Annotated in this window: 22 protein-coding genes; 15 read left to right on the top strand and 7 right to left on the bottom strand. The window is 41.4% G+C overall.

Going from position 1 to position 24,618, the window contains the following annotated elements:
- Positions 1 to 326: 326 nt before the first annotated feature.
- From IM676_RS12340 to IM676_RS12330, 3 genes are all read right to left on the bottom strand, one after another.
- The gene (locus IM676_RS12340; RefSeq protein ID WP_200987186.1) at positions 327 to 695 is read right to left on the bottom strand and encodes a hypothetical protein; all 369 of its coding nucleotides are present in this window, start codon (positions 693 to 695) and stop codon (positions 327 to 329) included.
- Between the two features lie 42 nt (positions 696 to 737).
- Entirely contained in the window at positions 738 to 2,459 is a 1,722-nt protein-coding gene (locus IM676_RS12335) for an ABC1 kinase family protein (protein WP_200987185.1), read from the bottom strand.
- Between the two features lie 401 nt (positions 2,460 to 2,860).
- Positions 2,861 to 5,452, bottom strand: a complete 2,592-nt coding sequence (locus IM676_RS12330; RefSeq protein WP_200987184.1) for a M1 family metallopeptidase — start codon at positions 5,450 to 5,452, stop codon at positions 2,861 to 2,863.
- Positions 5,453 to 5,608: 156 nt separating this feature from the next.
- Here IM676_RS12330 and IM676_RS12325 point away from each other — a divergent pair, with 156 nt between their 5' ends.
- From IM676_RS12325 to IM676_RS12310, 4 genes are all read left to right on the top strand, one after another.
- Positions 5,609 to 6,112 carry a GNAT family N-acetyltransferase gene (locus IM676_RS12325; RefSeq protein ID WP_200987183.1) on the top strand — a complete coding sequence of 168 codons (504 nt, stop codon included), beginning with the start codon at positions 5,609 to 5,611 and terminating at the stop codon, positions 6,110 to 6,112.
- Between the two features lie 167 nt (positions 6,113 to 6,279).
- Positions 6,280 to 6,858, top strand: coding sequence for a DUF3611 family protein (locus tag IM676_RS12320; RefSeq protein ID WP_200987182.1), 579 nt, complete (start codon positions 6,280 to 6,282; stop codon positions 6,856 to 6,858).
- A 105-nt stretch (positions 6,859 to 6,963) separates the two neighbouring features.
- Complete coding sequence (gene serS, locus IM676_RS12315; protein WP_200990191.1) at positions 6,964 to 8,244, top strand: serine--tRNA ligase; 1,281 nt, start codon at positions 6,964 to 6,966, stop codon at positions 8,242 to 8,244.
- Between the two features lie 796 nt (positions 8,245 to 9,040).
- Positions 9,041 to 9,253 (top strand): hypothetical protein, encoded by a 213-nt coding sequence (locus tag IM676_RS12310; protein ID WP_225880343.1) that lies wholly within the window; start codon positions 9,041 to 9,043, stop codon positions 9,251 to 9,253.
- 349 nt (positions 9,254 to 9,602) lie between these two features.
- On the opposite strand, the gene IM676_RS12305 is transcribed toward IM676_RS12310, so the two are convergent.
- Positions 9,603 to 12,284, bottom strand: a complete 2,682-nt coding sequence (locus IM676_RS12305; protein WP_200987181.1) for a DNA methyltransferase — start codon at positions 12,282 to 12,284, stop codon at positions 9,603 to 9,605.
- Between the two features lie 454 nt (positions 12,285 to 12,738).
- Between IM676_RS12305 and tnpA the strand changes: the two genes are divergently transcribed.
- The 4 genes from tnpA to rpsN all read left to right on the top strand — a co-directional run bounded on the left by tnpA (position 12,739) and on the right by rpsN (position 15,462).
- Positions 12,739 to 13,140, top strand: a complete 402-nt coding sequence (tnpA, locus tag IM676_RS12300) for an IS200/IS605 family transposase (protein WP_200987180.1) — start codon at positions 12,739 to 12,741, stop codon at positions 13,138 to 13,140.
- 202 nt (positions 13,141 to 13,342) lie between these two features.
- Entirely contained in the window at positions 13,343 to 14,440 is a 1,098-nt protein-coding gene (gene rseP / locus IM676_RS12295; protein ID WP_200987179.1) for an RIP metalloprotease RseP, read from the top strand.
- Positions 14,416 to 15,102: an endonuclease III gene (nth, locus tag IM676_RS12290; protein ID WP_200987178.1), complete on the top strand. Its 687-nt coding sequence runs from the start codon at positions 14,416 to 14,418 to the stop codon at positions 15,100 to 15,102. The genes rseP and nth overlap by 25 nt, the downstream gene beginning before the upstream one ends.
- A gap of 57 nt (positions 15,103 to 15,159) precedes the next feature.
- Entirely contained in the window at positions 15,160 to 15,462 is a 303-nt protein-coding gene (gene rpsN / locus IM676_RS12285) for a 30S ribosomal protein S14 (protein WP_200987177.1), read from the top strand.
- A gap of 39 nt (positions 15,463 to 15,501) precedes the next feature.
- On the opposite strand, the gene IM676_RS12280 is transcribed toward rpsN, so the two are convergent.
- Complete coding sequence (locus IM676_RS12280) at positions 15,502 to 15,831, bottom strand: hypothetical protein (RefSeq protein WP_200987176.1); 330 nt, start codon at positions 15,829 to 15,831, stop codon at positions 15,502 to 15,504.
- 73 nt (positions 15,832 to 15,904) lie between these two features.
- On the opposite strand from IM676_RS12280, the gene aat reads away from it, so the two are divergent.
- Complete coding sequence (aat, locus tag IM676_RS12275) at positions 15,905 to 16,480, top strand: leucyl/phenylalanyl-tRNA--protein transferase (protein WP_200987175.1); 576 nt, start codon at positions 15,905 to 15,907, stop codon at positions 16,478 to 16,480.
- A gap of 34 nt (positions 16,481 to 16,514) precedes the next feature.
- On the opposite strand, the gene IM676_RS12270 is transcribed toward aat, so the two are convergent.
- Entirely contained in the window at positions 16,515 to 17,324 is an 810-nt protein-coding gene (locus IM676_RS12270; RefSeq protein ID WP_200987174.1) for a DUF3598 family protein, read from the bottom strand.
- 143 nt (positions 17,325 to 17,467) lie between these two features.
- Between IM676_RS12270 and def the strand changes: the two genes are divergently transcribed.
- From def to IM676_RS12245, 5 genes are all read left to right on the top strand, one after another.
- Complete coding sequence (def, locus tag IM676_RS12265; protein WP_200987173.1) at positions 17,468 to 18,031, top strand: peptide deformylase; 564 nt, start codon at positions 17,468 to 17,470, stop codon at positions 18,029 to 18,031.
- 155 nt (positions 18,032 to 18,186) lie between these two features.
- A complete protein-coding gene (locus IM676_RS12260) occupies positions 18,187 to 18,390 on the top strand; it encodes a hypothetical protein (protein ID WP_200990189.1) in 204 nt (67 codons plus the stop codon).
- 156 nt (positions 18,391 to 18,546) lie between these two features.
- Positions 18,547 to 19,341: a PD-(D/E)XK nuclease family protein gene (locus IM676_RS12255; RefSeq protein ID WP_200987172.1), complete on the top strand. Its 795-nt coding sequence runs from the start codon at positions 18,547 to 18,549 to the stop codon at positions 19,339 to 19,341.
- A 19-nt stretch (positions 19,342 to 19,360) separates the two neighbouring features.
- Entirely contained in the window at positions 19,361 to 19,990 is a 630-nt protein-coding gene (locus IM676_RS12250; RefSeq protein ID WP_200987171.1) for a GNAT family N-acetyltransferase, read from the top strand.
- A complete protein-coding gene (locus IM676_RS12245; protein WP_200987170.1) occupies positions 19,987 to 20,268 on the top strand; it encodes a hypothetical protein in 282 nt (93 codons plus the stop codon). The genes IM676_RS12250 and IM676_RS12245 overlap by 4 nt, the downstream gene beginning before the upstream one ends.
- A gap of 94 nt (positions 20,269 to 20,362) precedes the next feature.
- On the opposite strand, the gene IM676_RS12240 is transcribed toward IM676_RS12245, so the two are convergent.
- Positions 20,363 to 21,742, bottom strand: a complete 1,380-nt coding sequence (locus tag IM676_RS12240; RefSeq protein WP_200986960.1) for an IS4 family transposase — start codon at positions 21,740 to 21,742, stop codon at positions 20,363 to 20,365.
- 282 nt (positions 21,743 to 22,024) lie between these two features.
- On the opposite strand from IM676_RS12240, the gene recJ reads away from it, so the two are divergent.
- A complete protein-coding gene (gene recJ / locus IM676_RS12235) occupies positions 22,025 to 24,337 on the top strand; it encodes a single-stranded-DNA-specific exonuclease RecJ (RefSeq protein WP_200987169.1) in 2,313 nt (770 codons plus the stop codon).
- Positions 24,338 to 24,618 lie beyond the last annotated feature (281 nt).

Here is a 24,618-nt window from a genome sequence, read left to right as displayed (position 1 = left end):
TTGATGGAAACTCAGTAGAGAGGCTTGTAGTTAGCCCAGTAAGGTGTAGACCTTACCAAGGTAAAAATATAGCATTTCCCATGGTCGTGAGCTACAAAGTTGTTTAGTTTCAGGGAACAGGGAACAGGGAATAGGGAACAGGGAATAGGGAATAGGGAATAGGGAATAGGGAATAGGCAATTGATGTGTACTTCATTAGCCTGAAAAAGGCTATATTTGACTATATTTTTAGTAACTATGACCACACATTTTATTTGAAAAACAAAAAACTGTAGAGACTTGTGGAATGTCCCTACAGCTCTAATTAACCAAAAATCCTGTTATGCTCAAGAATCTAAATCTAGAGCTTGCATTCCTTCCCGTTGAGCAAAATTGAGCATACTTCCCAGTTGGAACCAAACCAGTAGACAAGTCAAGATACTAACTGGTAATCCCACCGCCGCCGCCAATAAGGAAGGAAAGCCAAATATCTCTAAACCCGAGGAGAGAAATAGACAAACACCAGTAGTAATTCCCAGAAATGGCACTAGTAATTTTTTGAGCGGGGAACCAGATTTAGTATTTTCGGCACTATTTTTTGGCCATTGCTGTACTATTAATTTGAGTGTGCCAGATAAAGCTATACCAGAAGTTAAAGCTATTAAAAAGCCAATTAGTAGCAGAAAATAGGGTGGATTTGCCGGGTAATAGTACATGAAAACTCCGAATTTATATGAAAAAGTAAGAGAGTGAAAAACTTAAACCTGGGATTTTTGACTGTTTAGCCTAAAATTACCGAAAGCAGATGGGGGAATGATAGCCATTACGCCCTCTGTGGATAACTGGGTCAACATACTCATGGCTGCATCTAACAACCGATTCGGTTTAATGTCATCTTTGACGAGATTCCACAGGCGTTGAACTTCTGCGGTATGGAGACGGTCATCTTCAGTAAGTGCCAATACTAATTGTCTGCGGAGAAATTTACCTTCCTCAGACAGCAAATATTGTAGTCCCATTTGTGCTGTAGGTAAGACATCGAAACTGCCGTCAGTACGAGCGATTTGGATTAAATTCTCTAGGCGTTGCCATTGGAATCGACCATCTTTAAACAACACATTGAGCAGTCGCCGCCTTAATTCTGGAGATTCCCCAGTCAGTAGTCGTCGTGCTATGTAGGGGTAACCTACTTCGACAATTTTAAAATTAGGGTTGAGGCTCAGGGCAATCCCTTCTTGAGTTACCAGAGAACGAATAATTAAGGCGAACTTAGCAGGAACTCGAAACGGATATTCATACATCAGTTCCGAGAACTCATCAGTAATGGTTTTAAAGTTAAATTCATTGACATTTTTACCAATAGCATTTCCCAATACTGATTCTAAGGCTGGGATAATGGGGGCAATATTTGTATTTGGTGTCAAAAAACCCAAACTGACAAAATCTGCTGCTAAATCGGCGTAGTCTTTGTTAACTAGATGCACTAAGGCATCTACTAAACTTTCTTTGGTGGATTCCTCTAGCTGATCCATCATCCCGAAATCAATGTAAGCCATACGTCCATCTGGCATAGCAAACAAATTACCGGGATGGGGGTCAGCATGGAAAAAGCCATGTTCTAATAGCTGTTGTAGACCTGAAGTTACACCAATTTGGATGATTCCCTCTGGATCTAAACCAGCTTGTTTGATTCTGGTAGTATCTGTGAGTTTGAAGCCATTAATCCATTCCAGAGTTAAAACATGGGTGTTGCTGTAACTCCAGTAAATTGCCGGAACTTTGACTCGGGTGTCGTTGCGAAAGTTACTAGCAAATTTTTCGGCGTTACGACCTTCATTGATGTAGTCAATTTCCTCAAATAACTTGATGCCAAACTCGTCTACAATTAAAGTCAGATCGTGACCGAGATTCAGGGGAAGCCAAGGCGCTAGCCATCCAGCCATCCAGCGCATCAAATAAAGATCAAGGGTGATTACCGGGCGTAAGTTGGGGCGTTGTACTTTCACCGCCACTTCTTCCCCAGTTAATAGACGACCACGATAAACTTGCCCTAAACTAGCAGCAGCTACTGGGTTAGGTGATAATTGGCTAAAAACTTCGCTAATTGGTCGATCTAACTCGGTTTCAATGATTTGATAAGCGATCGCATTATCAAAAGGTGGTAACTGGTCTTGTAGTTTGATCAGTTCTTCTAGGAAATCCTTGCGGACTAAGTCCGGCCGAGTAGATAGGGCTTGACCAACTTTAATAAATGTTGGCCCCAGTCTAGTGAGTAGTTCTCGTAACTGGGAAGCCCGTTTACCTTTGTTTTCCTCAACTTGATCTTGCCATTCGTCCCACTTGAGACTCAAGATAAAGCCAGCAAAAGACCAGATAATTTTTAACATTCGCCCCCAAGCAAGCCAGGGACGGTAACGATAGTGGCGAGCGATCGCCTCTGCATTGTAGCGTTGTAGCTGACCAGGTTGATACTGACCCACGCCTTTACATACCTCTTCAACTGGGAATTATATAGTTTCGTTTTTTATATCCCTACTCACAAAATTAATTGGCAGTTGGGAATTTTGGTAGTTTTTATGACCAACTAGGATATTTAAATGGTTTCTGGGTCCTATGCTCGGCGGCCTTTTCAGGTCTAAAACAGCCTACACTACGGCCCAGAGGTTTTTATCTTTTCCTTAATTATACTTCATAAAAGTACAAATATTTGATCACTGGCCATTGGGCAGTGGGAGAAAGGAAATTTTAACTTTCTCTTCAGCAAGTTATATTAATTAGTGAATTAATTAATAACCCTTACCCTGTAGGGAGAAGGGGAAAACATAGCTACAGCTATGTTTTTCCGGCAAATGTCAATTAAAACACAGACAATCAGCAACAATTACTGACTACTATATTTAGCCTCCAAATCAGACAAGCGACTTTTGAGTTCTTGATTTTCCTGTTTGATTTGGTCTAGTTCCTCACGCATTTGGCGCAGAGCTTTGTCAGTACCGACATTCTTTTGCACCCGGGAAATCTCTTCTTCAGCATAACGGCGCACACGGCCATCTACGGCTTGGTCAGCTAGCGATCGCAAAATTCCTATAGCTTTGGGAGTTTCCATTTGTCCCAAGGACACCACCACAGCCACTTGAGTTAAAAAGAAGGTTTCTTTGGCTAGTTCTGACAACCTTGCTAAAATCCGTTCTAAATTCGTCGGATTTTGACCGACAGAAATCTTACCTAAAGCCCGAATTGTAGCTAGGCGTAAAGGTTGAGGTACACCCAGTTGGCTGTATTCTAACAGGAGATTTAAAGCAGCTTCGGAGGTTTTCAATTCAGCCAAGCCACCCACAGCACCACTCCTGACAACTTCATTCCAACCAGACCTTTCTTCTAAAACGGATTTTAGCAGCTTAATTACCTTTTCTTCCCGGGGTTTTTCCCCCAAACTCACAGATGCAATGCACCCAAGTGAGCGACTAGCTGCGGCTTCCACGTAGTAACTGGGGTCACCATTTTTCAGTAATTTTTTCACCGCCTTGTAACTGTCATAGGTTTTGATGTTAGCCAATGCTTCTACCACCGAGCGCCGCACATAAGGGCTGTCATCTTCTAATCCTGCGACTAAGCCATCAAAGGCTTGATCTAACTTAATTTCCCCCAGTTGTTTAGCCACTTCCACCCGAACACCCCAAAATGAATCATTTTTCAGTGCATTTGACAGTGCCATGGTAGCTTCTAATCCCCCTTTCTTTGCCAAAGCTACCGCTGCATAAATGCGAGAAATAGGGTTAGGGTCAGATTCTAACTGTGCTTTTAACTCTGGTACTGAATATTCTAAGGTAACAGTTTTCAAGAAATTATTGCCCACATCAAAGCTGACAAATTGGGGCTTTTCTGCTAGGGGAAAGTAAAAGCTTTGTTCTGGTTCATTCACCCGCACTGTAAAAGTCTTGAGTTGTACGGGTTGACCGGGTTGGGTATAGCCAAAACCAATGGGAATTTTCAGGTCAAACAAATCTTTAGTATTATTCTTGTCTGCTTGGGTTTGAGTCACCGTCAGTTTTGCCAAATTAGCATCCCCATCCCAAGAGTAAGCTATTTTAAATTCTGGATGACCACCACGATAAACATATTGGTCAAACAGGAAAGCTAAGTTACGCCCCGTAGCCTTTTCGATGGCTCTGAGTAAATCTACTGTCTCTACAGTTTTATGGGCATTATCGGCGACAAAGGTTTGAATAGCTCGCCAAAATAATTCTTCTCCTAATTCAGCCCGGATCATGTGATAAACACAAGACCCTTTTTCGTAGATATGGCGGTCATAAAGTTCTATGGCTTCCCGGTAAACATGGGTGACCATAGGACGACGGTAGCGATCGCTATCTTCACTTAAGTAACTTCTAGCTTCTAATAATCGATAGTATGCCGCTTCTTGGTCACCATATTCATGTTCCGTCCACATCACCTCCGAATAGGAAGCCATACCTTCCTTAATCCAAGCATGAGACCAATGTTTAATCACCAGCAAATCACCAAACCACTGGTGAGCTAATTCATGGACAACTAAACTTTCTGTGTTGCGATTGTCTAAAGCTGCGCGTTCATCTAACAAACATCTATCTGTTAATAGGGTTGTGGAAGTATTTTCCATCCCCCCAAAAATGAAATCATCTACACAAACTTGAGCATATTTAGGAAAAGGATAAGCATAACCATACCTAGTGCTTAAAAATTCCATCATCCGGGGAGTTTTCCCCATGCTGCGTAGAGCATCATCCTTTCTCCTGCGCTCTACGTAGTAGGTAACGGGTTTATCTTGCCACTGGTCATAAATTTCCGCAAAATCACCGACGGCTAAAGTCATTAAGTAGGTAGGATGAATCTGCTTTTGTGACCAATGGTAGATTTTTTCCTCCCCATGCTCTTGGGTATCAATAAGTTCACCGTTAGAAATAGCCATTAAATCTTTGGGAACCCGCACCCGGATTTCTGAGGTAGAAAGTTGTCCGGGATAGTCGAAACAGGGAAACCAGAAACGAGAGTCCTCGTCTTCCCCTTGAGTCCAAACTTGAGTGGGTTTGTGGGGATAGTGTGGGTCTGGTTGAATAAAGTATATACCCCGTTGGGGTTTTTCCACTGAGTAGGCGATCGCAATCAATAAATGCTGACCAATCTCTGTGGGTTGAGACAGTTGAATAAACAGCTTTTCCCCATTATAGTCAAAATTTTGCCCTATCTGGTCTACATAGACAGACTGAATTTTGAGGTTGACCGCATCCAAAGTCAACCGGTTAATACCACTGCGAATTGGTAATAGGCGAATGCTGCAAGTACCTTGGTAACTTTGGTGAGGAATATCTAACCACAGATCAAGAAAAATGTGCTCTACTTGTCCAGGTCGGTCGGGGTTATAGTGAGGTTTAGCACCTGGTAATTCAAAGGATTTACGACCGTTGTTTTCTGTATCAAAATAAAACTGCGACATTGATGGTTTGTGACCTTTTAATCTGTGAACAGTCTGGTTATATCTATGTAGATGCTATCTGCTGAATATCTCCAGTCAAAATCTCCATAAAAGCTATTAACTGGGTACATTTAATATAGATAGATCCAGAAAAGTTTTCTGTGCGAGCCTGAGCCAATGAGAAAATATTATCAAGATTTTTTGATTCGTAACTGGGAAATAGGCGATCGCACCAGAGCCGCTTCTGTTGTCAGTTATGTATTATCAGAATACGGTCTGGGTTGGGAACCCCACGGCGCAGACAAAGATGTGCTGCAAGTAGAGGAATTTTACTTAGTCACCGGAGGTGAGTTTTGGGTAATCGAACACCAGAATCAGCTAGTAGGTACGGGAGCATACTACCCAACCCAACGGGGTCAGAATGCTGTAGAAATTAGGAAAATGTATCTTTTATCCAGTGTCAGGGGTTTAGGACTGGGAAGATATTTATTACAAGAGCTAGAAGCAGCGATCGCCTCCCGTGGTTTTCAGCAAATTTGGATTGAAACCGCCAGTATTTTGGTGGAAGCCGTCAAGTTGTATGAAAGCCATGGTTATCAACTAGCCACAGGGGTAGAAACAACACGCTGCGATCGCGTGTATGTTAAATCCCTGCACGATAGTTATACCATTACCTTATAAAGCTGCCCTTGGTGAAAAATGATTCAATCACCACTCAAACAAAGTGATGAAAGTCATTTATTATACAGACAGCTACAGGAGTGGGAGGGGTAACCCTCTCACTGATTTTAATTAAATTTAACAAATTTAACAAAATTAACAATTTTTCAACATTACTTAGTACTAATATGTCACAGAACCCTGACACTCCATCATCTTCCTCCACCGTCCAGGCTATTGCTAAAAACTTCCGGCTCACGGGTTGGATTAGCTTCTGGGTACAATTAGTCCTAGGTGTTGTTTCTGCCATTATTGTCCTGCTGTTTGCCATCTTTAGTCAGCGCCCCAATAGCGCCAATAATAACCCCGGTACAGGATTTGGTGTATTTTTAGCAGTTTGCGGAATTTTGATTTTAGGTGGTGGTATTTACTTAGCTTATCGCTATACCATAATTGGTCAACAATTACAATCCCCCAACCCCAAAAACCGCCCGCGCAAAAGTGAAACCCTAGAAGTATTACGCTTGGGACTATGGATGAATTTAGTGGGAATGCTAGTCACATTGTTAGGCTCCCAAGCCATTGTCGGCACATTGGTAGCCAGATCCATATCCCCCCAAGCTGCAACTACTCAATTATTTGACCCCACGCGAATTATTAGCGGTTTAGATATGCTGGTAGTCCAGGCAAATATTAACACCGTTTCTGCCCACTTCGCCGGGCTAGCAGTATCAATATGGTTACTGAATCGCATTACCCGCAGCTGAGGCTAAAATAACCAGGGGGATTTTGTCTTGGCAATTCCTGTACTAGCAAGGCAAAATCAGTATATGCTGATGTTTTGGCAAGTCCTAGGCAACCGAGAAAAATCTGTGCTGGATATTAAGCAAATACGGGAAAATCCCCAATTAATTCAACAACGCTTGAATAGTCGTAGTGGTAAATACGATATCGAACCCATATTACAGTTAGACAAGCAACAACGAGAACTAGAAAGCAAACGTAGTCAACTTCAGGCTCGCAGTAATGAAATTGGTAAGTTGGTAGGGCAAAAAATTAAATCTGGTGTAAATCCTCAATCTCCAGAAATTCAAGCCTTACGGGATGAAGGTAACGCCCTCAAAGTTCAATTAAGTGAACTCGAACCCCAAGAGAGAGCCTTGAAAGCCGAAATTGACCAACTCCTGCTAGCACTTCCCAACTTACCCAGCGATTCTACACCCATTGGTAAGAGTGAAGAAGAAAACCTCGAAGTGCGGCGCTGGGGTGATGAATATCTACCCCAAAACCCGAATATTCTCCCTCATTGGGAAATCGGCGAAAAATTGGGTATACTCAACTTTGAGCGGGCGGTGAAAGTTGCTCAAAGCCGGTTTGTCACTTTAGTCGGTGCGGGTGCTGCATTGGAAAGGGCATTAATTCAGTTTATGCTGAAAATGCAAACTGCAGCCGGTTATATAGAAGTTAGTCCACCCTTGTTAGTCAATACTGACGCTTTAACCGGGACGGGTCAGTTACCAAAGTTTGCTGAAGAAAGCTTTAAATGTGCCGATGATGAATTATGGTTGATACCCACAGCGGAAGTTCCCGTTACTAATCTTTACCGCGGAGAAATTCTAGCAGCGGAAGATTTACCTATTTATCACTGTGCTTATACTCCCTGTTTTCGTCGGGAAGCGGGAAGCTATGGGCGGGATATGCGGGGGTTAATTCGTCTGCATCAATTCAATAAAGTTGAGTTGGTGAAGGTTGTTCATCCTAGTTCTTCTTTTGATGAATTAGAAAAATTGATTGAGAATGCAGAGGCGATTTTACAGGCTTTGAAATTGCCTTACCGCGTGATTAATCTTTGTACAGGTGATTTAGGTTTTGGTTCTACAAAAACCTATGATTTAGAAGTATGGTTACCATCTTCTGGTAAGTATCGAGAAATTTCTAGTTGCTCTAATTGTGTAGATTTCCAAGCCCGCAGAGCAAATATTCGCTTTAAGGAATCCGGGAAAAAAGGAACCCAGTATGTTCATACTTTGAACGGTTCCGGGTTGGCTGTGGGCAGAACTATGGCAGCAATTTTAGAAAATTACCAGCAGCCTGATGGTACAGTGAAAATACCGGAAGCTTTACAGGTGTATTTGGGTAGGGAAGTTTTGTAAATTGGATAAATTCTAGAAATAATACATACTTCCGCAAACTATGTATAATCACTTTTTATGGAAGAGTGATTATACCAAAATTGGAGAATCTGTGAGGGGGTAAGATCCCCGACTTCTCACATAATTAGAGATAGTCTAGGATGATTTATCTAGAAGTCGGGGATCTGGGGGAATTTTTGGGGCGATCGCCTGTACGGTGTTTAAACGCAAAGGTTCGCAAAGGTGTTTGTTGGGAAAGTCTGTTCTCCATTCCTTCGGTATTCCCTATTCCCCAATCCTTCCCAATCCTTCGGTATTCCCTGTTCCGGTGTTCCCTGTTCCCTAAGAGGATGTTTGATAAGTCATGATTAGTGTATCAACTATTGTTTGACCCCACCCTAACCCTCCCCTTGTAAGGGGAGGGGACTGGATTTTATTGTTTTGGTGTGTTCGGTGTGTTACCCATTCCTCATTTCTCATTCCTCATTCCTCATTCCTCATTCCTCATTCCCTGTTCGGTGTGTTCCCTGTTCCCTAAGATAAAAATTACCTGTTGACCAGTTATGAAAAATTCTCGAAGATATAATTATATTGTGATATTATTTCTTATAATAAGTACTGTAATTTCAATATCTTAAACCAAATTAAATAACACTCCAAATTACTCAATACAAATTACTGAAATTGACTCAAAAGCAACTTTAAAGATAAATTATGGTTTTTGATTTCCCCATGTCTTTTGCAATCTCAGGAGGCGCAAATGATCAGTCTAACTAAGCTTAAAATCAACGCATAAATCATTAATAAAAAAGAAAAAATGAGAGCCATAGCATATAGTATGGATTTAATGTTTCCAGGTTTATATATTTGGTTTTTTGGCTTATCATTCCGGATTGGCGGTGAAACTCCAGATGATGATCCATATAAATATCCGGGGATGATCAATGCACCTATTGGTATAGGCTTAGTCTTACCTGGGTATAAAATCTTCACTACTTATCGCGGTAGCTATGACCCTGAACAAACATGAGTCCAGGGTCTAAAAAAATTTGATGTACCTACAATTAGCTCGATCCATTTTCAGCAAATAATGGAAGCAGCTGGATATTCAATTTCAGCTAGTGCACCAGCAAAGGGTGGTAGATTTAAGGTTTGGTGGTCACATTCTAGTTATCCCAGGGTTGAGTCTATATATTCGCCGGATAAACTTCTTGTGATTACTGCTTATCACGTGTATTAGTGGGTAATTATGGGTATCTGTGGGTTCTGTTAGGCGATCGCCTGTACGGTGTTTAAACCCAAAGGTCGCTAAGGTGTTCCCTCCCTTTAGAAGGGGAGGGTTAGGGTGGGGTAAAGATGTGGTGTCTGTTGACAATATTTTAATTAACTGCTTCGGGTCCAATTACCTGTTGATTCTGGCTTTCTTTTTTTCCTAGCTCTTGGTTTAATTTTAAGAGTTGCTCTAAAATGTCATCTTCAGGTTTAAATTTATAGGCTTCCATCACTAATTTATCTAGTTGTTCATGGAGTTTATATAGTTTGCTGCTGGGTTCGTTGTAGAATTTATTATATAATGTAGTGATTCCCCACTGTTTAGACTCCATTTCTTGAGTCCGATATTCGTGGAGTTCTACAGTTTTGGCTCGGATTTTTTCCACTATCTCCCCTGTTGCTGTCTGGGGAAAGGGAAAGGTTTCAAAGCAGGTGGTATTAGTGTAGCGAGTATCTCCCTTTAAGGTTGAACTTTGGGCTTTTACCCACTGACGATGTATTTTAGATGTGAGAATACCTAATATGTAAAAGTCATCTGATGCAATTACCATATTAGCTTCACAGGGTAAAATCGATATATCTACAGGGGTGAAAACTATCCATTTAGAAATCTTTGGTATGGCAAAATAAAGTTTAAGATTTTTTAAAGCCTCCCTCATAGCTGGTCTTTTCTCACCAAATTTCCACCAGTTAATTCTTCTTGAATCACGACGATTTTTATCTCTTTCTGGCTTGACTTGATCTTTAACTCTTTCAAAAGGTAACTTATACTCTGATGCTTGTTCAATGGGCATATTATTAAAGTCAATCACCCAATCTAACTTTCTATAGGGATTAATTAAAGTCTTACCATCCACCATGGGTTTAAGCACTACTCGATTTTTAGGATCTTGAATGATCCATGCTCGCGCTTCCTCTTCAAAGACTATAAAGCCTTTACTGGATAATTCACAAGCTTGAAAAGAAAAGTTTTTATTAGCCTTTAATACTTGAGCGCTAGTGACCGATGTTTCACTTTTTAACGATGTGGTAATTAAGTCAACCTCTACGCTATCTAAAAACTTCTGTTTAGTTGGTTCTTTACACCAATTAACAATACTCACATGAACAGCTGCATCTCCTGACCATGGTTGTGTAGATACAGCATCATAAATAATACCACCATGACTAGCAATATAATCTAAACTAGCTTTTCTCCCAGAAACTTGAGCAATGGAATTAGTCCCAACTAAACCTGCTCTCCCTTTCTCATCTAAATAATCATGGGCTTTTCTAAACCAGAACACACAAAAATCTGGTTGTCCTTTAATTTCGGAAAATTGTTGATATAGTTTATCTGTATATTCATTTCCTAATTCTAGGCGTAGTTTTTTACCCCCCAAAAATGGCGGATTCCCAATAATTGCATTCACTTTTGGCCATTGACTAAATAAGGCATCCCCACAGATAATATTCTTATCTAAAGAATCCAAAGGTAAAGCAGGCTCGGTTAACTGTAAATTATCAATGGCAATTTTCCGCCCAATCATCAATGTTACCCGCGCTAACTCTACCGCAAATAAGTTAGTATCCATCCCATAAAATTGCATGGGGGTGACTAAACCCATCTGCATTTGCTTAGAGTCTGATTTCTGCTTTTCCTGGATTTTCTCTAATAACAGGGTTTCAATTCTCTTTAATTCCTGATAAGCTATATAGAGAAAGTTGCCAGAACCACAAGCAGGGTCAAGAACTCGATAGCTCTGTAGTTCTAACTGCAATAATCCTAGTTCTTTAAGGGTGTTAGCTTCCTCTATTCTTTCTTCCCAATAACGGCTAATGGTAGGTCGGACAATTTTCATAATGTCCACTTCTGAGGTGTAATGAATACCCTTAGCGTGGCGCTCTTGTTTATCTACTGTTCCTTCAAATAAGTTACCAAAAATAGCCGGTCTAACTTTACTCCAATTCTCTTTAGCGGAAACATCCAGAAATTTTAATTCTTCTGGGGTCAAGTCCACTGGTTCAATGTGGGAAAATAACCCACCATTAAAATACTCTACCCCTTGATAACGTCCCGCTGGGGTTTTTCCCGGTTGGTTCATTTCCCGGAATAAATTACCTAAAAGGTCATAGGAACTTGCGCCATTAATGCAGTCCTGAACGCAAGAAATAAACATATCCCGCGGTAACAGTTGTCTGTCTTCAGCAAACATAGCTAAGACGCATTGCAAAATAAACCTTTGTGCGTTTAGTTTCGGAACTCCCCGGTTTTGTAGTTCTAGGAGTAATTCCCCCATGCGCCGGGCGGCTCTTTCTGTGACTTCTACCTGGTTGTTATTGAATACGGGAGTTTTATTCCCAAATTCCATAAAGGCGAAGGCTCCCGCCCTTTCTGGTAGCTGCTCTAGGGATATTTGATCTACGGGTGTATCTAGCTGAATGTCAAAGTCAAATATCCAAAATTCATCAAAGTTACATAATATGACGTATTTAGGGCGTTGGGGGACTAATCTTGTCCAGTAATCAAATGCTTGGGAATAATGTTTACTCAGGTCTTCGCCGCGTTTTTTCATCTCAATTAATACGCGGGGTTTCCACACTAGGTCAGCAAACCCGGTTTTACCTTTTTTACTCCCTTTTTTGATGGGTTCTTCAAATTTCGCCCCCGCGTCTAAGGCTCCTTGGTGTCCAAATGCTCTAAAAAATCTGTCTAAGAATGTTTGCGCTTCTTGTTTTTCTTGTCCTTTGATGTGTTGGTGACAAAAGTTGACAAATTTATTTAGGCTTTCGGGGGTTGCTGCTGTCATTTTTGGTGGAGATACTCTAGGTGGTGTGAGTCATTATTATGTTATGGATTTGTGTTTTTGTCTGGGTTTTAAACGCAAAGGTCGCTAAGTACGCGCAAAGGTTCGCAAAGTGGGATGTCACAAACCAGGGGTTATAAACCCCTGTCTGATAGCTGAAGTCAGATGAATCTGACTACCATAATTTAGCTAGAAGTCGGGTATCTGTGGGTATTTTTTGTGTGGTCGGTGAGGGAAGTCGATAGCGTGGCGTTAGCCATACCGTGTTCGGTGTGTTCCCTAAGATAAAAATTACCTGTTGAAAACTTATCAAACATCCTCTAAGATTGCTGTTGTTGATTTATCAGACTTAATAAGAACTTGTTGGCATCCGTACATTGTTCGACCTTCAATGCTTGTTGATTCCAAAAGTATGGTTGAGATATGATTTACTTGTCAACAGCAATCACCAAACAACATGAAGTCCACGCTAGAATACAGAACAGGGAATCATTCAAAAGGTAATGCGGTAGTGCATATTGTCTGGATACCCAAACGACGGAAAAAGGTATTATCTGGAGAGATAGCTAAACGCCTTCGACAGATAATTTATGAATTAGCCAAAGAAAAAGACTGGGACATACTTGCTCTTGAAGTTGCCCCAGACTATGTTCATTTATTCGTAGAACATCAACCTGATGTTGCTATAAATCAAGTAGTTAAAGCTTTTAAAGGACGGTCATCTTGCTTATTAAGACGAGAATTTCCTGAATTACTTAAACTTCCTAGCCTATGGACTAATAGCTATTTTTATTCTACTGCTGGACAAGTTTCAGCAGACGTTATCAAAAGATATATCGAAGAGCCTCATCACGGATAGATTTAAGGCAATTTATTCGCCGTTGGCACTTCCTCCACTGTCTAAAGCCAAGTGGCTTCCGTGCCTTTCGGCGATTTTCTTGTGAGTAAGTTTGTGCTGGCCACCTCTATGGAAATTGGAGTAGTGCGTTAGTGCTCAGACTCCTTAGCCATTCCTTAACTATTAGAATAAGAATAATATATCGGAATTTTGACTAAGCTCTATGTCAGTTTTAGCAGCGATCGCAGTCTTGGCTGTTTTGATCTTGGTACACGAGTTAGGACACTTTACCGCAGCTCGTTCTCAAGGTATTCTCGTTAACCGCTTCTCTTTAGGATTTGGCCCCGTTCTTTGGAAATACCAAGGATCTCAAACCGAATACGCCATCCGCGCCTTTCCTTTAGGTGGGTTTGTGGGCTTTCCCGATGATGACCCAGATAGCGATGTTCCCCCCAATGACCCGAATTTGCTGCGCAACCGGCCAATTTTAGACCGGGCGATCGTCATCAGCGCGGGAGTCATCGCCAACTTAATCTTTGCCTATTTCCTGTTGGTAACCCAAGTCAGCCTCATTGGTATAGGACAATCCAGCCAACCAGGAGTTTTAATTCAACAACTAGCGCCAGAGGTGAGTTCTGTAGCCGCATCCGCCGGAATTAAACCCGGAGATGTGATTTTAGCGGCTAATCAAAGGGAATTTGGCACAGCACTACAAGAAATAGAAGACTTACGGGATATTATCAAGAACAGTCCAGGTCAACCTGTACAGCTAGAAATTGCCCGTGGCGACCAAAAGATGACCGTAAATCTAGTTCCTGAAGACAAGCCAGCAGGAGGTACTATTGGGGTTGGACTTGCTCCCAATGGTGAAGTCATCCGCCGTCCCGTAAGGAATTTGGGACAAGCTTTCAACATTGGTGGAGGCGAATTTCAGCGCCTGATTACCATGACATTTCAAGGCTTTGGCCAATTAATCACCAACTTCGGCGAAACAGCTGGTCAGGTAGCAGGACCGATTAAAATTGTCCAAATTGGCTCCTCCATTGCCCAAAATGATACAGGTAGTCTGTTCTTTTTTGCGGCTTTAATCAGCATTAACTTGGCAATTATCAATATTTTACCTTTACCCGCTCTAGATGGCGGACAATTGGCATTTTTGCTCATTGAAGGTTTACGAGGTAAGCCACTACCTAACCGCATTCAAGAAGGTGTGATGCAAACTGGTTTAATGTTACTCTTAGGACTAGGAATTTTTCTGATTGTTAAAGAAACTAGTCAGTTAACCTCCCAGTTAGATTGGGTGCAAAAGTTATTCCAGTGAGTGTTACCCGCAAATCTTTATCTCCAAAGCAACGGGCGTTAGAAATTCTCGCCCGTTTACGAGTTCTTTATCCAGATGCAACTTGCTCTTTGAATTACTCCACCCCAGTACAACTGTTGGTAGCAACTATTCTTTCTGCTCAGTGTACTGATGAGCGGGTGAATAAAGTTACACCAGCTTTATTTGCCCGCTTTCCAGACGCGGCTAGTTTAGCCAATGCTGATCTAGAAGAGTTAGAAAATTTAGTTCGTTCTACGGGTTTTTACAGGAATAAGGCGAAAAATATTCAAGCAGCTTGTCGGATGATTGTCAAGGAGTTTGACTCAGTAGTTCCCAAGGAAATGGAGCTATTGTTAAAGCTTCCAGGGGTGGCGCGAAAAACGGGAAATGTAGTTTTAGCTCACGCTTATGGTATTAATGCAGGGGTAACTGTTGATACTCACGTTAAGCGATTGAGCCAACGCTTGGGGTTAACGAAATTTTCTGATCCGGTTCGCATTGAGCAAGATTTAATCAAGTTGTTACCCCAGCCAGATTGGGAAAACTGGTCAATACGTTTGATTTATCACGGTCGTGCTATTTGTAAAGCCCGTTCTCCCAACTGCGGAGATTGCGACCTCTATGATTTATGTCCCACTGGTAAAAAAAACATTAATTCCTAGAAATCGTGAAAACACGATAGAATAGAAAATGCTGTCTGAAAATCAGTTAGAGAATTTATGGCAAAAAAGAGTATGATTGAGCGCGAAAAAAAACGCGCCAAGTTGGTACAAAAGTATCGTGAAAAGCGAGAAACATTATTGGAAGAATTCAAAAGTGTAGAATCTCCTTTGGAGAAATTGGAAATTCACCGGAAAATTCAACAGCTACCCCGTAATAGTGCGCCCACTCGTCACCGCAATCGCTGCTGGGTAACTGGTCGTCCTAGAGGTGTTTATCGCGACTTTGGTCTGTCTCGGAATGTGTTACGGGAATGGGCCCATCAAGGTCTTTTACCCGGAGTGGTTAAGTCTAGCTGGTAGGTATTGGTCATTTTCTCCTTCCAGGAGAAAATGAGCCAACTATTCTCCGCAGCAACGGTCTATACCTAGACTATCTAAAAGTAGATCGCTGACGGCGTTGGCGATCGCAAATTCTCCGTAGAAACTTTTGGAAAAATCAAAAGCCTGCATCTCTGTGACAATGGCTATAACCAGAGAGCCTAGATCATTTTCTCCTTCCATGCGTTGTCTGACAAAAATTTGCGCCGCCCTGTGGGCAATTTTTTGGTTGACTGTTTCTGGTAAAAATTCTGTATCTAGCCACCGCAATAAGTTTTCTTGTAACCATTGGCCTTCAAGATCGGGGTTGTTGGCGGGTGGTAGGGTAATGGGTGGGATTGCTTCAGTCATCTTTTTTTCAACGCAGAGGAACGCTAAGGACACGCAAAGGTACGCTGAGGTTTTTTGCTTGTTTGCTTAAATTATGCAATACGATATCGCTGCTCTTGTTCGGGGTTATGCTCAAGGTTATTTTCTCATGGCTGATGATCACAAAGGCCTGGGATGGTACACTAGCCGCGATCGCACTCTGATTCCCTTGGATGAGCGATTCCGCTACCCTAAGTCCCTACAGCGTGTTCTCAATCAAGAGCGTTTTACCGTCAGCATCAACCGTGATTTTCCGGCTGTGGTTGCTGGGTGTGCTAACCGCGACACCACTTGGATTTCACCGGAATTACAAGAGATTTATCATTTACTTTACCAGAATGGTTACGCTTATAGTTTTGAAACTTGGCAAGGTGACCAACTAGCTGGGGGTATTCTGGGAATTATCATTGGGGGTGCTTTTATTGGTGAGTCGATGTTTTACCACATCCCTGACGGTTCTAAGGTGGCTATGGTAAAGTTGGTGGAAAGATTGCGTCAACGCCAATTTATGCTGTTTGATGCTCAAATGATGAACCCCCATTTAGCTAGATTTGGCGCTTATGGGATTCAGAATGAAGAATATCAAGTACTACTTGAACAAGCGGTGCAATGTGGCTGTTTTTTGCTGTGAATCACACCGGTTTTCCCCACTCAGTCATAAAACCTTATACTTTTTTTTCTGTGACTAGTGTTAAACTCACCCATTCCCCTTTTTCGTTGTAGCTGCGCACCATACGTTGACGCACAAAAGGTTGAATTAACCAACCTAATTCTAAAAAGAAAGATTGACGCAACTGCACCTGTAGGGGAGATGTTACACAAGCACCACCAGGAAGCAGTAATACTTGTACCTGGTTTTGGGGATTTTGGTCAAAGTTAATTATAGAACCTTGAATAGTGCCTGTAGAGGTAATTGAGCGATCGCCAAAAGTTAAAGTTTGCACTAACCGCCCATGGTGATCTAATTGTAACTTTAAACTTGTACCGTATTGTTGAGGCGATCGCCAATCTGGATATATAGTTACGGCTTCACCTTGCCATTCTCCCAATAATTCCTCTATTTTTAAGCATGGCTGTTCTACTGGTTCAGTCCCCGCTAAATGTTCTCGAATCAAAGTTATTTGATCTAACTGACCATTTTTATTAAAAATTTGCACCAGACGTAAGCGGCGATGTTCATAAATTAAACCAAGTTCTGCCCCAAACTCTGTAAATGGTGCGAGCTGAATTGAACCTTGGGAAAACGCACCATTGGCAAAAAACAGGGTACTCTTAGCTAAACTACTATATTCTAAAATTAAATCCTCTTGTCCATGGCGGCGAACAACCTGGCGAATAGCTTGATTGTTATTCAACCCTTGCAAAGAAACCACGCTTTTGATATCTTCTACCTGTGTACCTTGGGGTGAGAATCGGGTAAATGAACCTCGCCACTCTCCAAGGTTTTGCAGTAAAGATTCCCACTGAGAAGCCATAAAATAAGTCCTCAACTAACTTCAACTCTTGGCAATCACCAGCCCATTGCATCCTAGCACTGTGCCTAAGTCAACGGAGTCGTTAAACTAAGATTGTTAGAATTGAAATAGTAGGAATTTTCACAACTCAGCCATTAACTATCATGCCTTCTGAAATTGCTGTCGAGAAGAAAAAGTTAAAAAATCCCCCCTTAGAACTTCACTATCTGGGCGATCGCGTCCTGCGTCAAGATGCCAAGCGGATTACTAAAGTAGATGATGAAATCCGTCAACTGATCCGGGAAATGCTGCAAACTATGTACAGTAGCGATGGTATTGGTTTAGCAGCTCCTCAAGTGGGAATTCATAAACAACTGATTGTGATTGATTGCGAACCAGATAACCCCGCTAACCCCCCACTCGTATTAATCAACCCCACAATTAAACAGTTCAGTAAAGAAGTCTGCGTCGCCCAAGAGGGTTGTTTAAGCATTCCTAACGTCTATTTAGATGTCAAGCGCCCCGAATCAGTGGAAATTGCTTATAAAGATGAGTATGGCCGTCCCAAAACCCTCAAAGCCCATGATCTACTCGCACGCTGTATTCAGCACGAAATGGATCACCTCAAGGGTGTAGTATTTGTAGACCGGGTAGAAAATTCTCTGACTTTAGCCCAGGAACTATCGAAAAATGGCTTCTCCTACCAATCGGTGAAACCAGTAGCATAGGGGTTAAGCAAAATCTGTTTTGCTCATCCTGGATTGACGCAATTCATGGTAACATGAATTAAATAATAAAAGCTTGTAAACTGGATAGTGCCGACACTTCCAGCATCAAGTAAAATAACAATCTGAGCAATTATTAACATTTTTGCATAGGAATAATAGTGTATACTCCAAAAAGCGGTTTATTTCTCGGTGGCGCTTGCATAACAGCGATCGCCGCAGTCGGTTCAGTTTTTGAACTTACCTCTGGAGAACCAGATTTCGGTGTTCAGGTAACTGCGATTATCCTTGCATTGAGCATTCCACTGACAGGATTATTTTTCTTTGCCGCAGTGAAGGACGCACGGGCTAACATTAAATAAGCATCAGGTACATAAAAAGGTAGAGGGATGAAACAAAATGCAAAATTCATCCTTCACCTTTTATTTTTCTCTTCAAATAGCCTGAACAACAGCAGACACGCAACATTTTCACCCATATTTCTTCTTAGCTGAGTCTGTTAGTGTTTAAATAAAAGAATGGCATCAGAAACAACTCAAGTATTACACCTATCTCAAGGACATCTTAACTTACTAGAAACTTGTCCCCGTCAATTTCAACACACATACTTAGACAAACTGCACCTGCTCTCCCATCCCGACCACGAAGAAAACCAAATTTTGGGTAGTCGCTTTCACCTGCTGATGCAACAGCGAGAAATGGGTTTACCAATTAATGGTTTCCTCCAAGCAGATCCTCAACTGCAAAGCTGGATATCAGCACTTACTAATCTAGTACCAGAACTTTTAACACCAACTGTACCGCCAAGCTTTCGTGAAAGCGAACATTGTCGCACATTGCAAATTCAAAACTATTTACTCTGTGTCGTTTATGATTTACTCATCGCCGATCCTTTCCAAGCCCAAATTCTGGACTGGAAAACCTATCCTAAACCACTAAATAAACGCAAATTACAACAGAATTGGCAAACACGTCTTTATTTATATGTTTTGGCTGAAACAAGCGCCTATTTACCTCAAAATATTTCTATGACTTACTGGTTTTTCCAGTCTGAAGGTCAACCGCAAAATATTCAATTTAATTACGATCATACCCAGCATCAGCGCACAGCCCAAAGACTTGATCAACTGTTAAATCAACTAACCAATTGGCTAGAAGCTTATCAAAGCAAACAAGCATTTCCACAAGTACCGGAAAATAGTACAACCTGTAATTATTGCCATTTTGCCACACTTTGCCAACGGACACAAGCCCAGGCAGAACATCAACAGAATTTACCCAATATTGCCAATATTCCAGAAGTAACCCTGTGAATTCTAGGGACATTGTCATATGAAGAACTTTGATGAAACTAATTTGATTTATGTTCGTGAATTAGGTATTGATGATATTTCCCCGGTTTACCACTTGGGAGAACAGTTATTTACCAGCGATTTATATCCTTATTTATATCGTACCTGGGACGAATGGGAGGTAATTGGACTTTACAATACAGACCCAGAATATTGTTTAGTAGCGGAAACCGATGGGGAGTTAGCGGGGTTTATTTTGGGAACTATTATTACTAAAGCCTCCTGGACTTACGGTTATATACTATGGCTAGCTGTAAGTCCCAAATTTCAGCGTCGGGGAGTAGCAGATAAGTTAGTTGATCATGTCATCGCCAGGATGATTGAAGATGGGGCGCGGTTCATGCTAGTAGATACAGATCCTACTAATAACCCAGCTCTGAAGTTTTTTAACCGTAAAGGATTTGGGAATATCCGCCAGCATATTTTCTTGTCCATGAATTTAAGCAAGCATGAACATTATGGCAGACTGATTGATTATGAACATCAAAAGGCTGAAAGAGCGGGTTACAAGCGCACCCGTCCCGCGATTCGCTCCGCTAAACCTGATGGTATTGTTAATCAGGTTATACTCAATCCCCTGGTCAAGGAAAATCTGATCAATGACCAATGAATACTAATGTTAATATTGCTCTAATATCTGTCAATGCTAAGAGGTTGTTTGATAAGTTTTTAACAGGTAATTTTTATCTTAGGGAACAGGGAACACCGGAACAGGGAACACCGGAACAGGGAACACCGGAACAGGGAACAGGAAATGGGGGACACACCGAAACAATAAAATCAAGTCCCCTCCCCTTACAAGGCTATCCATTACCCACATCTTTCTTAACATTGCTGGAAGGCAAACACAATAAAGGTTGTAGAGATGTGCATAGTGGGGAGGATTGACAAAAAAGAATAAGTATGGATATTGAGAAGACCCAACAGGTGATTGAGTTTTTGAATACAGGGGCGAGGGGCTACCCTCCGCCATAGGCGATCGCTAAATGTCAAGATAAGATGGGGAATCGGAGTGAAGTAATTGCCAAGTAGCAGCAATATCGTGTAAGCGTCGTAGCCCACGCCAAATGGTTTTCACACCCGGTTCACCATCACCTTTGCGACCCAAAAAACCACCAAGAGTGGCAATCATTCGCACAGCATCATGCAAAGAAGGTGGGTGGTCTGGAGGAATAGGATTTTTGTTGATAGTGGCACATAAGGACTGCCATTCACTGTTTTCCAAAACAACATCACAAGGTAAATCAGGATGAACTCGTGCTTGATAAGTAAGCCATAACAATCGCCAAGCGACAATAGTATAAGTGGCTAGTGCCATGTGAATTCGGTCAGCAGTTTCCAGTTGTAATTTCTCGATGCCACAGCCACTTTTTAATGTGTAATGATAACGTTCTATCAACCAACGGTAAGTGTACCATTGAACACAACATGCAGCATCTTCTAGACTGTTAATTTCTAAGCTAGTAATTAATAACCAACTAATGGGATTTGTTCCTGGAGGTGGATTTTCCTCTTCTGCCAAAATTACTTGTAACCTGACAGGTTTTAGCTGTAAACGTCCAATATGGTGTAATGGTACTTGAATATCAAAACTCGTGAACCTAATTGTCAGTCTCGCCTGTCTGGAACTATGTTCTGGAGAGCGTTTTACTTCTACAGTCACTGTTCCAGATGCTTCGATTTGACGAATGGCAAGATGTAGATATTTGCCACAATGGTCTACTTTACGATTATGAGTCCCACGAATTAGTAAGTGTGATTTTTCTCGACGTTGCTGGTTAAAAAGGTCAAATATATCCGCCTCTGAGTCACCTATTGTTACTACTTCAATTTCTGAGGGAATCAAATTTTGTGTAGTCTGCAACCCATCCAACCAACGTTGACTTTCTTTTTCTTTTGTCTCTCGTTGACGACGTTTTTTAGCAATACCTAAATTCTCTTGTTCTCTTGCCCATACTTGCTGCTCAATAATTCCTAACGGTACTCCATTACTTGTGGCTGCAAGTGTTGAATGTACTTTTAATCCTGATGATTTTCTGTGGTCAAGATAACCTACTCCTTTTGTGGCTGGGTGCGATGTTAAATCTATGTTTGTTGTATCTTGTATTGCCAATACTATCTCATGTTTTTTGATTCTTTCTATGGTGCTGGATGTGTGGGCAGCACGAATATCACCTGCTTGAAAATGTGGTGATTTCCAAAAATTATATGTTGCCTTTGTTGCTGCTATATTTCCACAAGCAAGTGGTACACTACTATCTGGTTGTGCTGCCAAATCTTCTACTATCCTGATTAACCGCTTGTTTCGACGTGCATCCCCTAAGTTTACCTGTGCCAATTCTTTCGCTGCCCACTTTTCCATGATACCATTACCCACTCTTCTCTTTCAAAACTATAGCCATCAAGGCTTTCACTCTGATGTTAAGTCTTTTGTCTAATTGTTAAGAAAGATGTGGGTAATGGATAGCCTTACAAGGGGAGGGTTAGGGTGGGGTCAAGCAATAGTTGATACACTAATCATGACTTGACAAACATCCTCTAAGGGGTAATTAACACTAAATAAACCCAGATGGTGGGAATTTAATTAAGATAGGTGTAATTGGTTTTTGCTAAGTTATATAATCCTTGATTTCTAGCTAATTCTATGCAGTGGATTCTCGCAAGACCGGAACAGCCACCTGACTGGTTTATCCATATGGTGCAACAGTATACGCCAAAATCCAGGGGATTATATGCAGCACAATTATTGTGGCAAAGGGGAATTAAGTCCTGTGAACAATTAGCAGCTTTTGCTGACTATAAAAATTATCGGCCAGCTAGTCCTTTTGAATTTGGGGAAGAAATGCACCTAGCTATAGCCAGGCTGCAACAAGGACGAAATAACAATGATAAAATTGCCATCTGGGGAGATTTTGACGCTGATGGCATTACCGCCACTGCTGTTTTATGGGATGGTTTGGGACAGTTTTTTAGTAAAAATACTCAGTTAATTTACTACATCCCCAATCGCTTTACAGAATCCCACGGACTTAATTATCAGGGAATTGATCATTTACACCAACAAGGTTGTAAGTTAATTGTAACTTGTGATACTGGCAGTACCAATATAGATGAAATTATTTATGCTCAACAGTTAGGTATAGATGTTATAGTTACAGACCACCATACTTTACCTGAACAACGCCCGCCAGTTAAGGCAATTATTAACCCACGCTATTTACCAAGTGAACATCAGTTATTTCATCTGTCAGGGGTGGCGGTAGCTTTTAAACTAGTAGAAGCACTATATCAAACTTTACCTGATATTGCCCAGGAACCATTAACAGATTTATTGGATTTGGTGGCTGTGGGATTAATTGCTGATTTGGTGCAGCTGAGTGGAGATTGTCGCTACTTAGCACAATTAGGCATCGAGAGATTGCGTGCAGATGCACTACAACCACAGGTAGCAAGGCGACGGCCCGGTATAGGGCGATTATTAGAATTATGCCGGAAAAATGGCGATCGCCCGACAGATATTTCTTTCGGTCTTGGACCACGGATTAATGCTGTTAGTCGCATTCAAGGCGATGCTAGTCTGTGCGTAGAGTTATTAACTAGCCGTGATATTCAATATTGTCATCAATTAGCCGAAGTTACGGAACTAGCTAACACCCGTCGCAAGTCCTTACAGAAAGATGTACAGGAGCAGGTATTCAAAAAACTCTCAGAAGTAGACTTATCAACCACCCATGTGATTGTCTTGGAAGATAGCCAATGGCCAACGGGAGTATTGGGCTTGGTGGCCGGACAAGTAGCCCAGGAAAAAGGCCGTCCCACAATTTTATTAAGTACACAACCAGTGGGGGAAAAAACAAAGGAACCCTTATTAGCCCGTGGTTCCGCCCGGTCAGTGAATTCTGTTGATTTATACCAGTTGGTCAAAAAGCAAGCACATTTGTTACATAGCTTTGGCGGTCATCCCTTTGCTGCTGGGTTGAGTTTATTACCGGAGAATATTCCCTTATTTACAGAGGCGATTAATCAACATCTGGGAGAATCTTTAGGGGGAAAAACTCTTAAGCCTACTGTCCAAGCCGATGTGACGGTAACTGTGGCTGATTTAGGCAAAGAGTTATTCTTAGAACTGAAATTATTAGAACCCTGTGGGATGGGAAACCCTGTACCAAAACTTTTAATTCAAAACTGCTGGTTTGAAAATGCTTGGCATTGTAATCAGCAGGATTGGAAAGGGAAAAAGGTACAATACATTAAAACAGACTTTAATATCCGGGATGAGTCTACTAACAGCCCATTTCCTGGTGTTTGGTGGGGACACTATAAAGATGAATTACCCCTGGGTAGGTGTGATTGTATTGCTGAATTAGACTACAACACCTTTAAAAACCGTTATGAAATCAGATTAATTGCTGTGCGTCCAACCGCTACCTCAGTCATGACTGATGTTAATACTGAGTTGATAATTGATTTACGTCATCAGCAATATTCCAGTCTGAATCATCAGGATTCACCACTGCTAATTAGAGATTGTCCTAGTAGCTGGAAAGATTTACTTGTATGCTGCCAGCAATCTGTCTATAATCATCAACAATTAGCGATCGCATGGTCTAAACCCCACCATCAACCACCCCGGCAAATTTGGCTAACCTTGGTTGGGATCGCTAAATATCTCAGTCGCACAAATCAACCAGTCACCCACGCCCAACTTCTCGAAAAACTCGCTATCCATGACCAAACCTTATTGTTAGGACTCCAGGCTTTAGAGTATTTGGGGTTCACGGTCACCAGAAAAGACACTCAGCAGCTGCAAATCAGTGGGAATCCCCTCACCAACTCAGAAGTTATCAGCGATGCAGCCTTAGCAAGATTTTTCGCCGCTATCAGGGAAGAACAATTTCAGCAAAATTATTTTGCGGAGGTTCCTCTGTCTACAATTATCACCATCTGCGAGTGCTAAATAGCCAGGGTTTACACATTAGTAGATCTAGAGGGATTTTCTATTCAGGTTTTTGGTAGCAGTTGCAACTGTTGAGATAATTGATATGGGTAATAATTGCTCAGTTAAAGAATCTCTAAAAAACCTATAATTCCCTGGGGAAAGTGCTATCTTATAAAGAATAATATAGGGTTAAAAAATGGCATCTATCAAGGTGTAACAAGCACTATATAGTAATGTAACGTAAACTTAATAGTGTTAAATTAGACTAACAAAATAGCTAAAGATCAGAGCAATCATCG

This window comes from Anabaenopsis elenkinii CCIBt3563 (genome assembly GCF_015245355.1).
GTDB classification, from domain to species: domain Bacteria; phylum Cyanobacteriota; class Cyanobacteriia; order Cyanobacteriales; family Nostocaceae; genus Anabaenopsis; species Anabaenopsis elenkinii.
The sequence above is the reverse complement of the archived record's forward strand: the minus strand, read 5'-3'. Positions and strand labels throughout refer to the sequence as shown.

Excerpts from the sequence above, each read along its gene's own strand:
- IM676_RS12340 (WP_200987186.1), bottom strand. The coding sequence starts at position 695 with ATGTACTATTACCCGGCAAATCCACCCTATTTTCTGCTACTAATTGGC.
- IM676_RS12330 (WP_200987184.1), bottom strand. The coding sequence starts at position 5,452 with ATGTCGCAGTTTTATTTTGATACAGAAAACAACGGTCGTAAATCCTTT.
- IM676_RS12325 (WP_200987183.1), top strand. The coding sequence starts at position 5,609 with ATGAGAAAATATTATCAAGATTTTTTGATTCGTAACTGGGAAATAGGC.
- IM676_RS12320 (WP_200987182.1), top strand. The coding sequence starts at position 6,280 with ATGTCACAGAACCCTGACACTCCATCATCTTCCTCCACCGTCCAGGCT.
- IM676_RS12310 (WP_225880343.1), top strand. The coding sequence starts at position 9,041 with ATGAGAGCCATAGCATATAGTATGGATTTAATGTTTCCAGGTTTATAT.
- IM676_RS12305 (WP_200987181.1), bottom strand. The coding sequence starts at position 12,284 with ATGACAGCAGCAACCCCCGAAAGCCTAAATAAATTTGTCAACTTTTGT.
- tnpA (WP_200987180.1), top strand. The coding sequence starts at position 12,739 with ATGAAGTCCACGCTAGAATACAGAACAGGGAATCATTCAAAAGGTAAT.
- rseP (WP_200987179.1), top strand. The coding sequence starts at position 13,343 with ATGTCAGTTTTAGCAGCGATCGCAGTCTTGGCTGTTTTGATCTTGGTA.
- rpsN (WP_200987177.1), top strand. The coding sequence starts at position 15,160 with ATGGCAAAAAAGAGTATGATTGAGCGCGAAAAAAAACGCGCCAAGTTG.
- IM676_RS12280 (WP_200987176.1), bottom strand. The coding sequence starts at position 15,831 with ATGACTGAAGCAATCCCACCCATTACCCTACCACCCGCCAACAACCCC.
- aat (WP_200987175.1), top strand. The coding sequence starts at position 15,905 with ATGCAATACGATATCGCTGCTCTTGTTCGGGGTTATGCTCAAGGTTAT.
- IM676_RS12270 (WP_200987174.1), bottom strand. The coding sequence starts at position 17,324 with ATGGCTTCTCAGTGGGAATCTTTACTGCAAAACCTTGGAGAGTGGCGA.
- def (WP_200987173.1), top strand. The coding sequence starts at position 17,468 with ATGCCTTCTGAAATTGCTGTCGAGAAGAAAAAGTTAAAAAATCCCCCC.
- IM676_RS12255 (WP_200987172.1), top strand. The coding sequence starts at position 18,547 with ATGGCATCAGAAACAACTCAAGTATTACACCTATCTCAAGGACATCTT.
- IM676_RS12250 (WP_200987171.1), top strand. The coding sequence starts at position 19,361 with ATGAAGAACTTTGATGAAACTAATTTGATTTATGTTCGTGAATTAGGT.
- IM676_RS12245 (WP_200987170.1), top strand. The coding sequence starts at position 19,987 with ATGAATACTAATGTTAATATTGCTCTAATATCTGTCAATGCTAAGAGG.
- IM676_RS12240 (WP_200986960.1), bottom strand. The coding sequence starts at position 21,742 with ATGGAAAAGTGGGCAGCGAAAGAATTGGCACAGGTAAACTTAGGGGAT.
- recJ (WP_200987169.1), top strand. The coding sequence starts at position 22,025 with ATGCAGTGGATTCTCGCAAGACCGGAACAGCCACCTGACTGGTTTATC.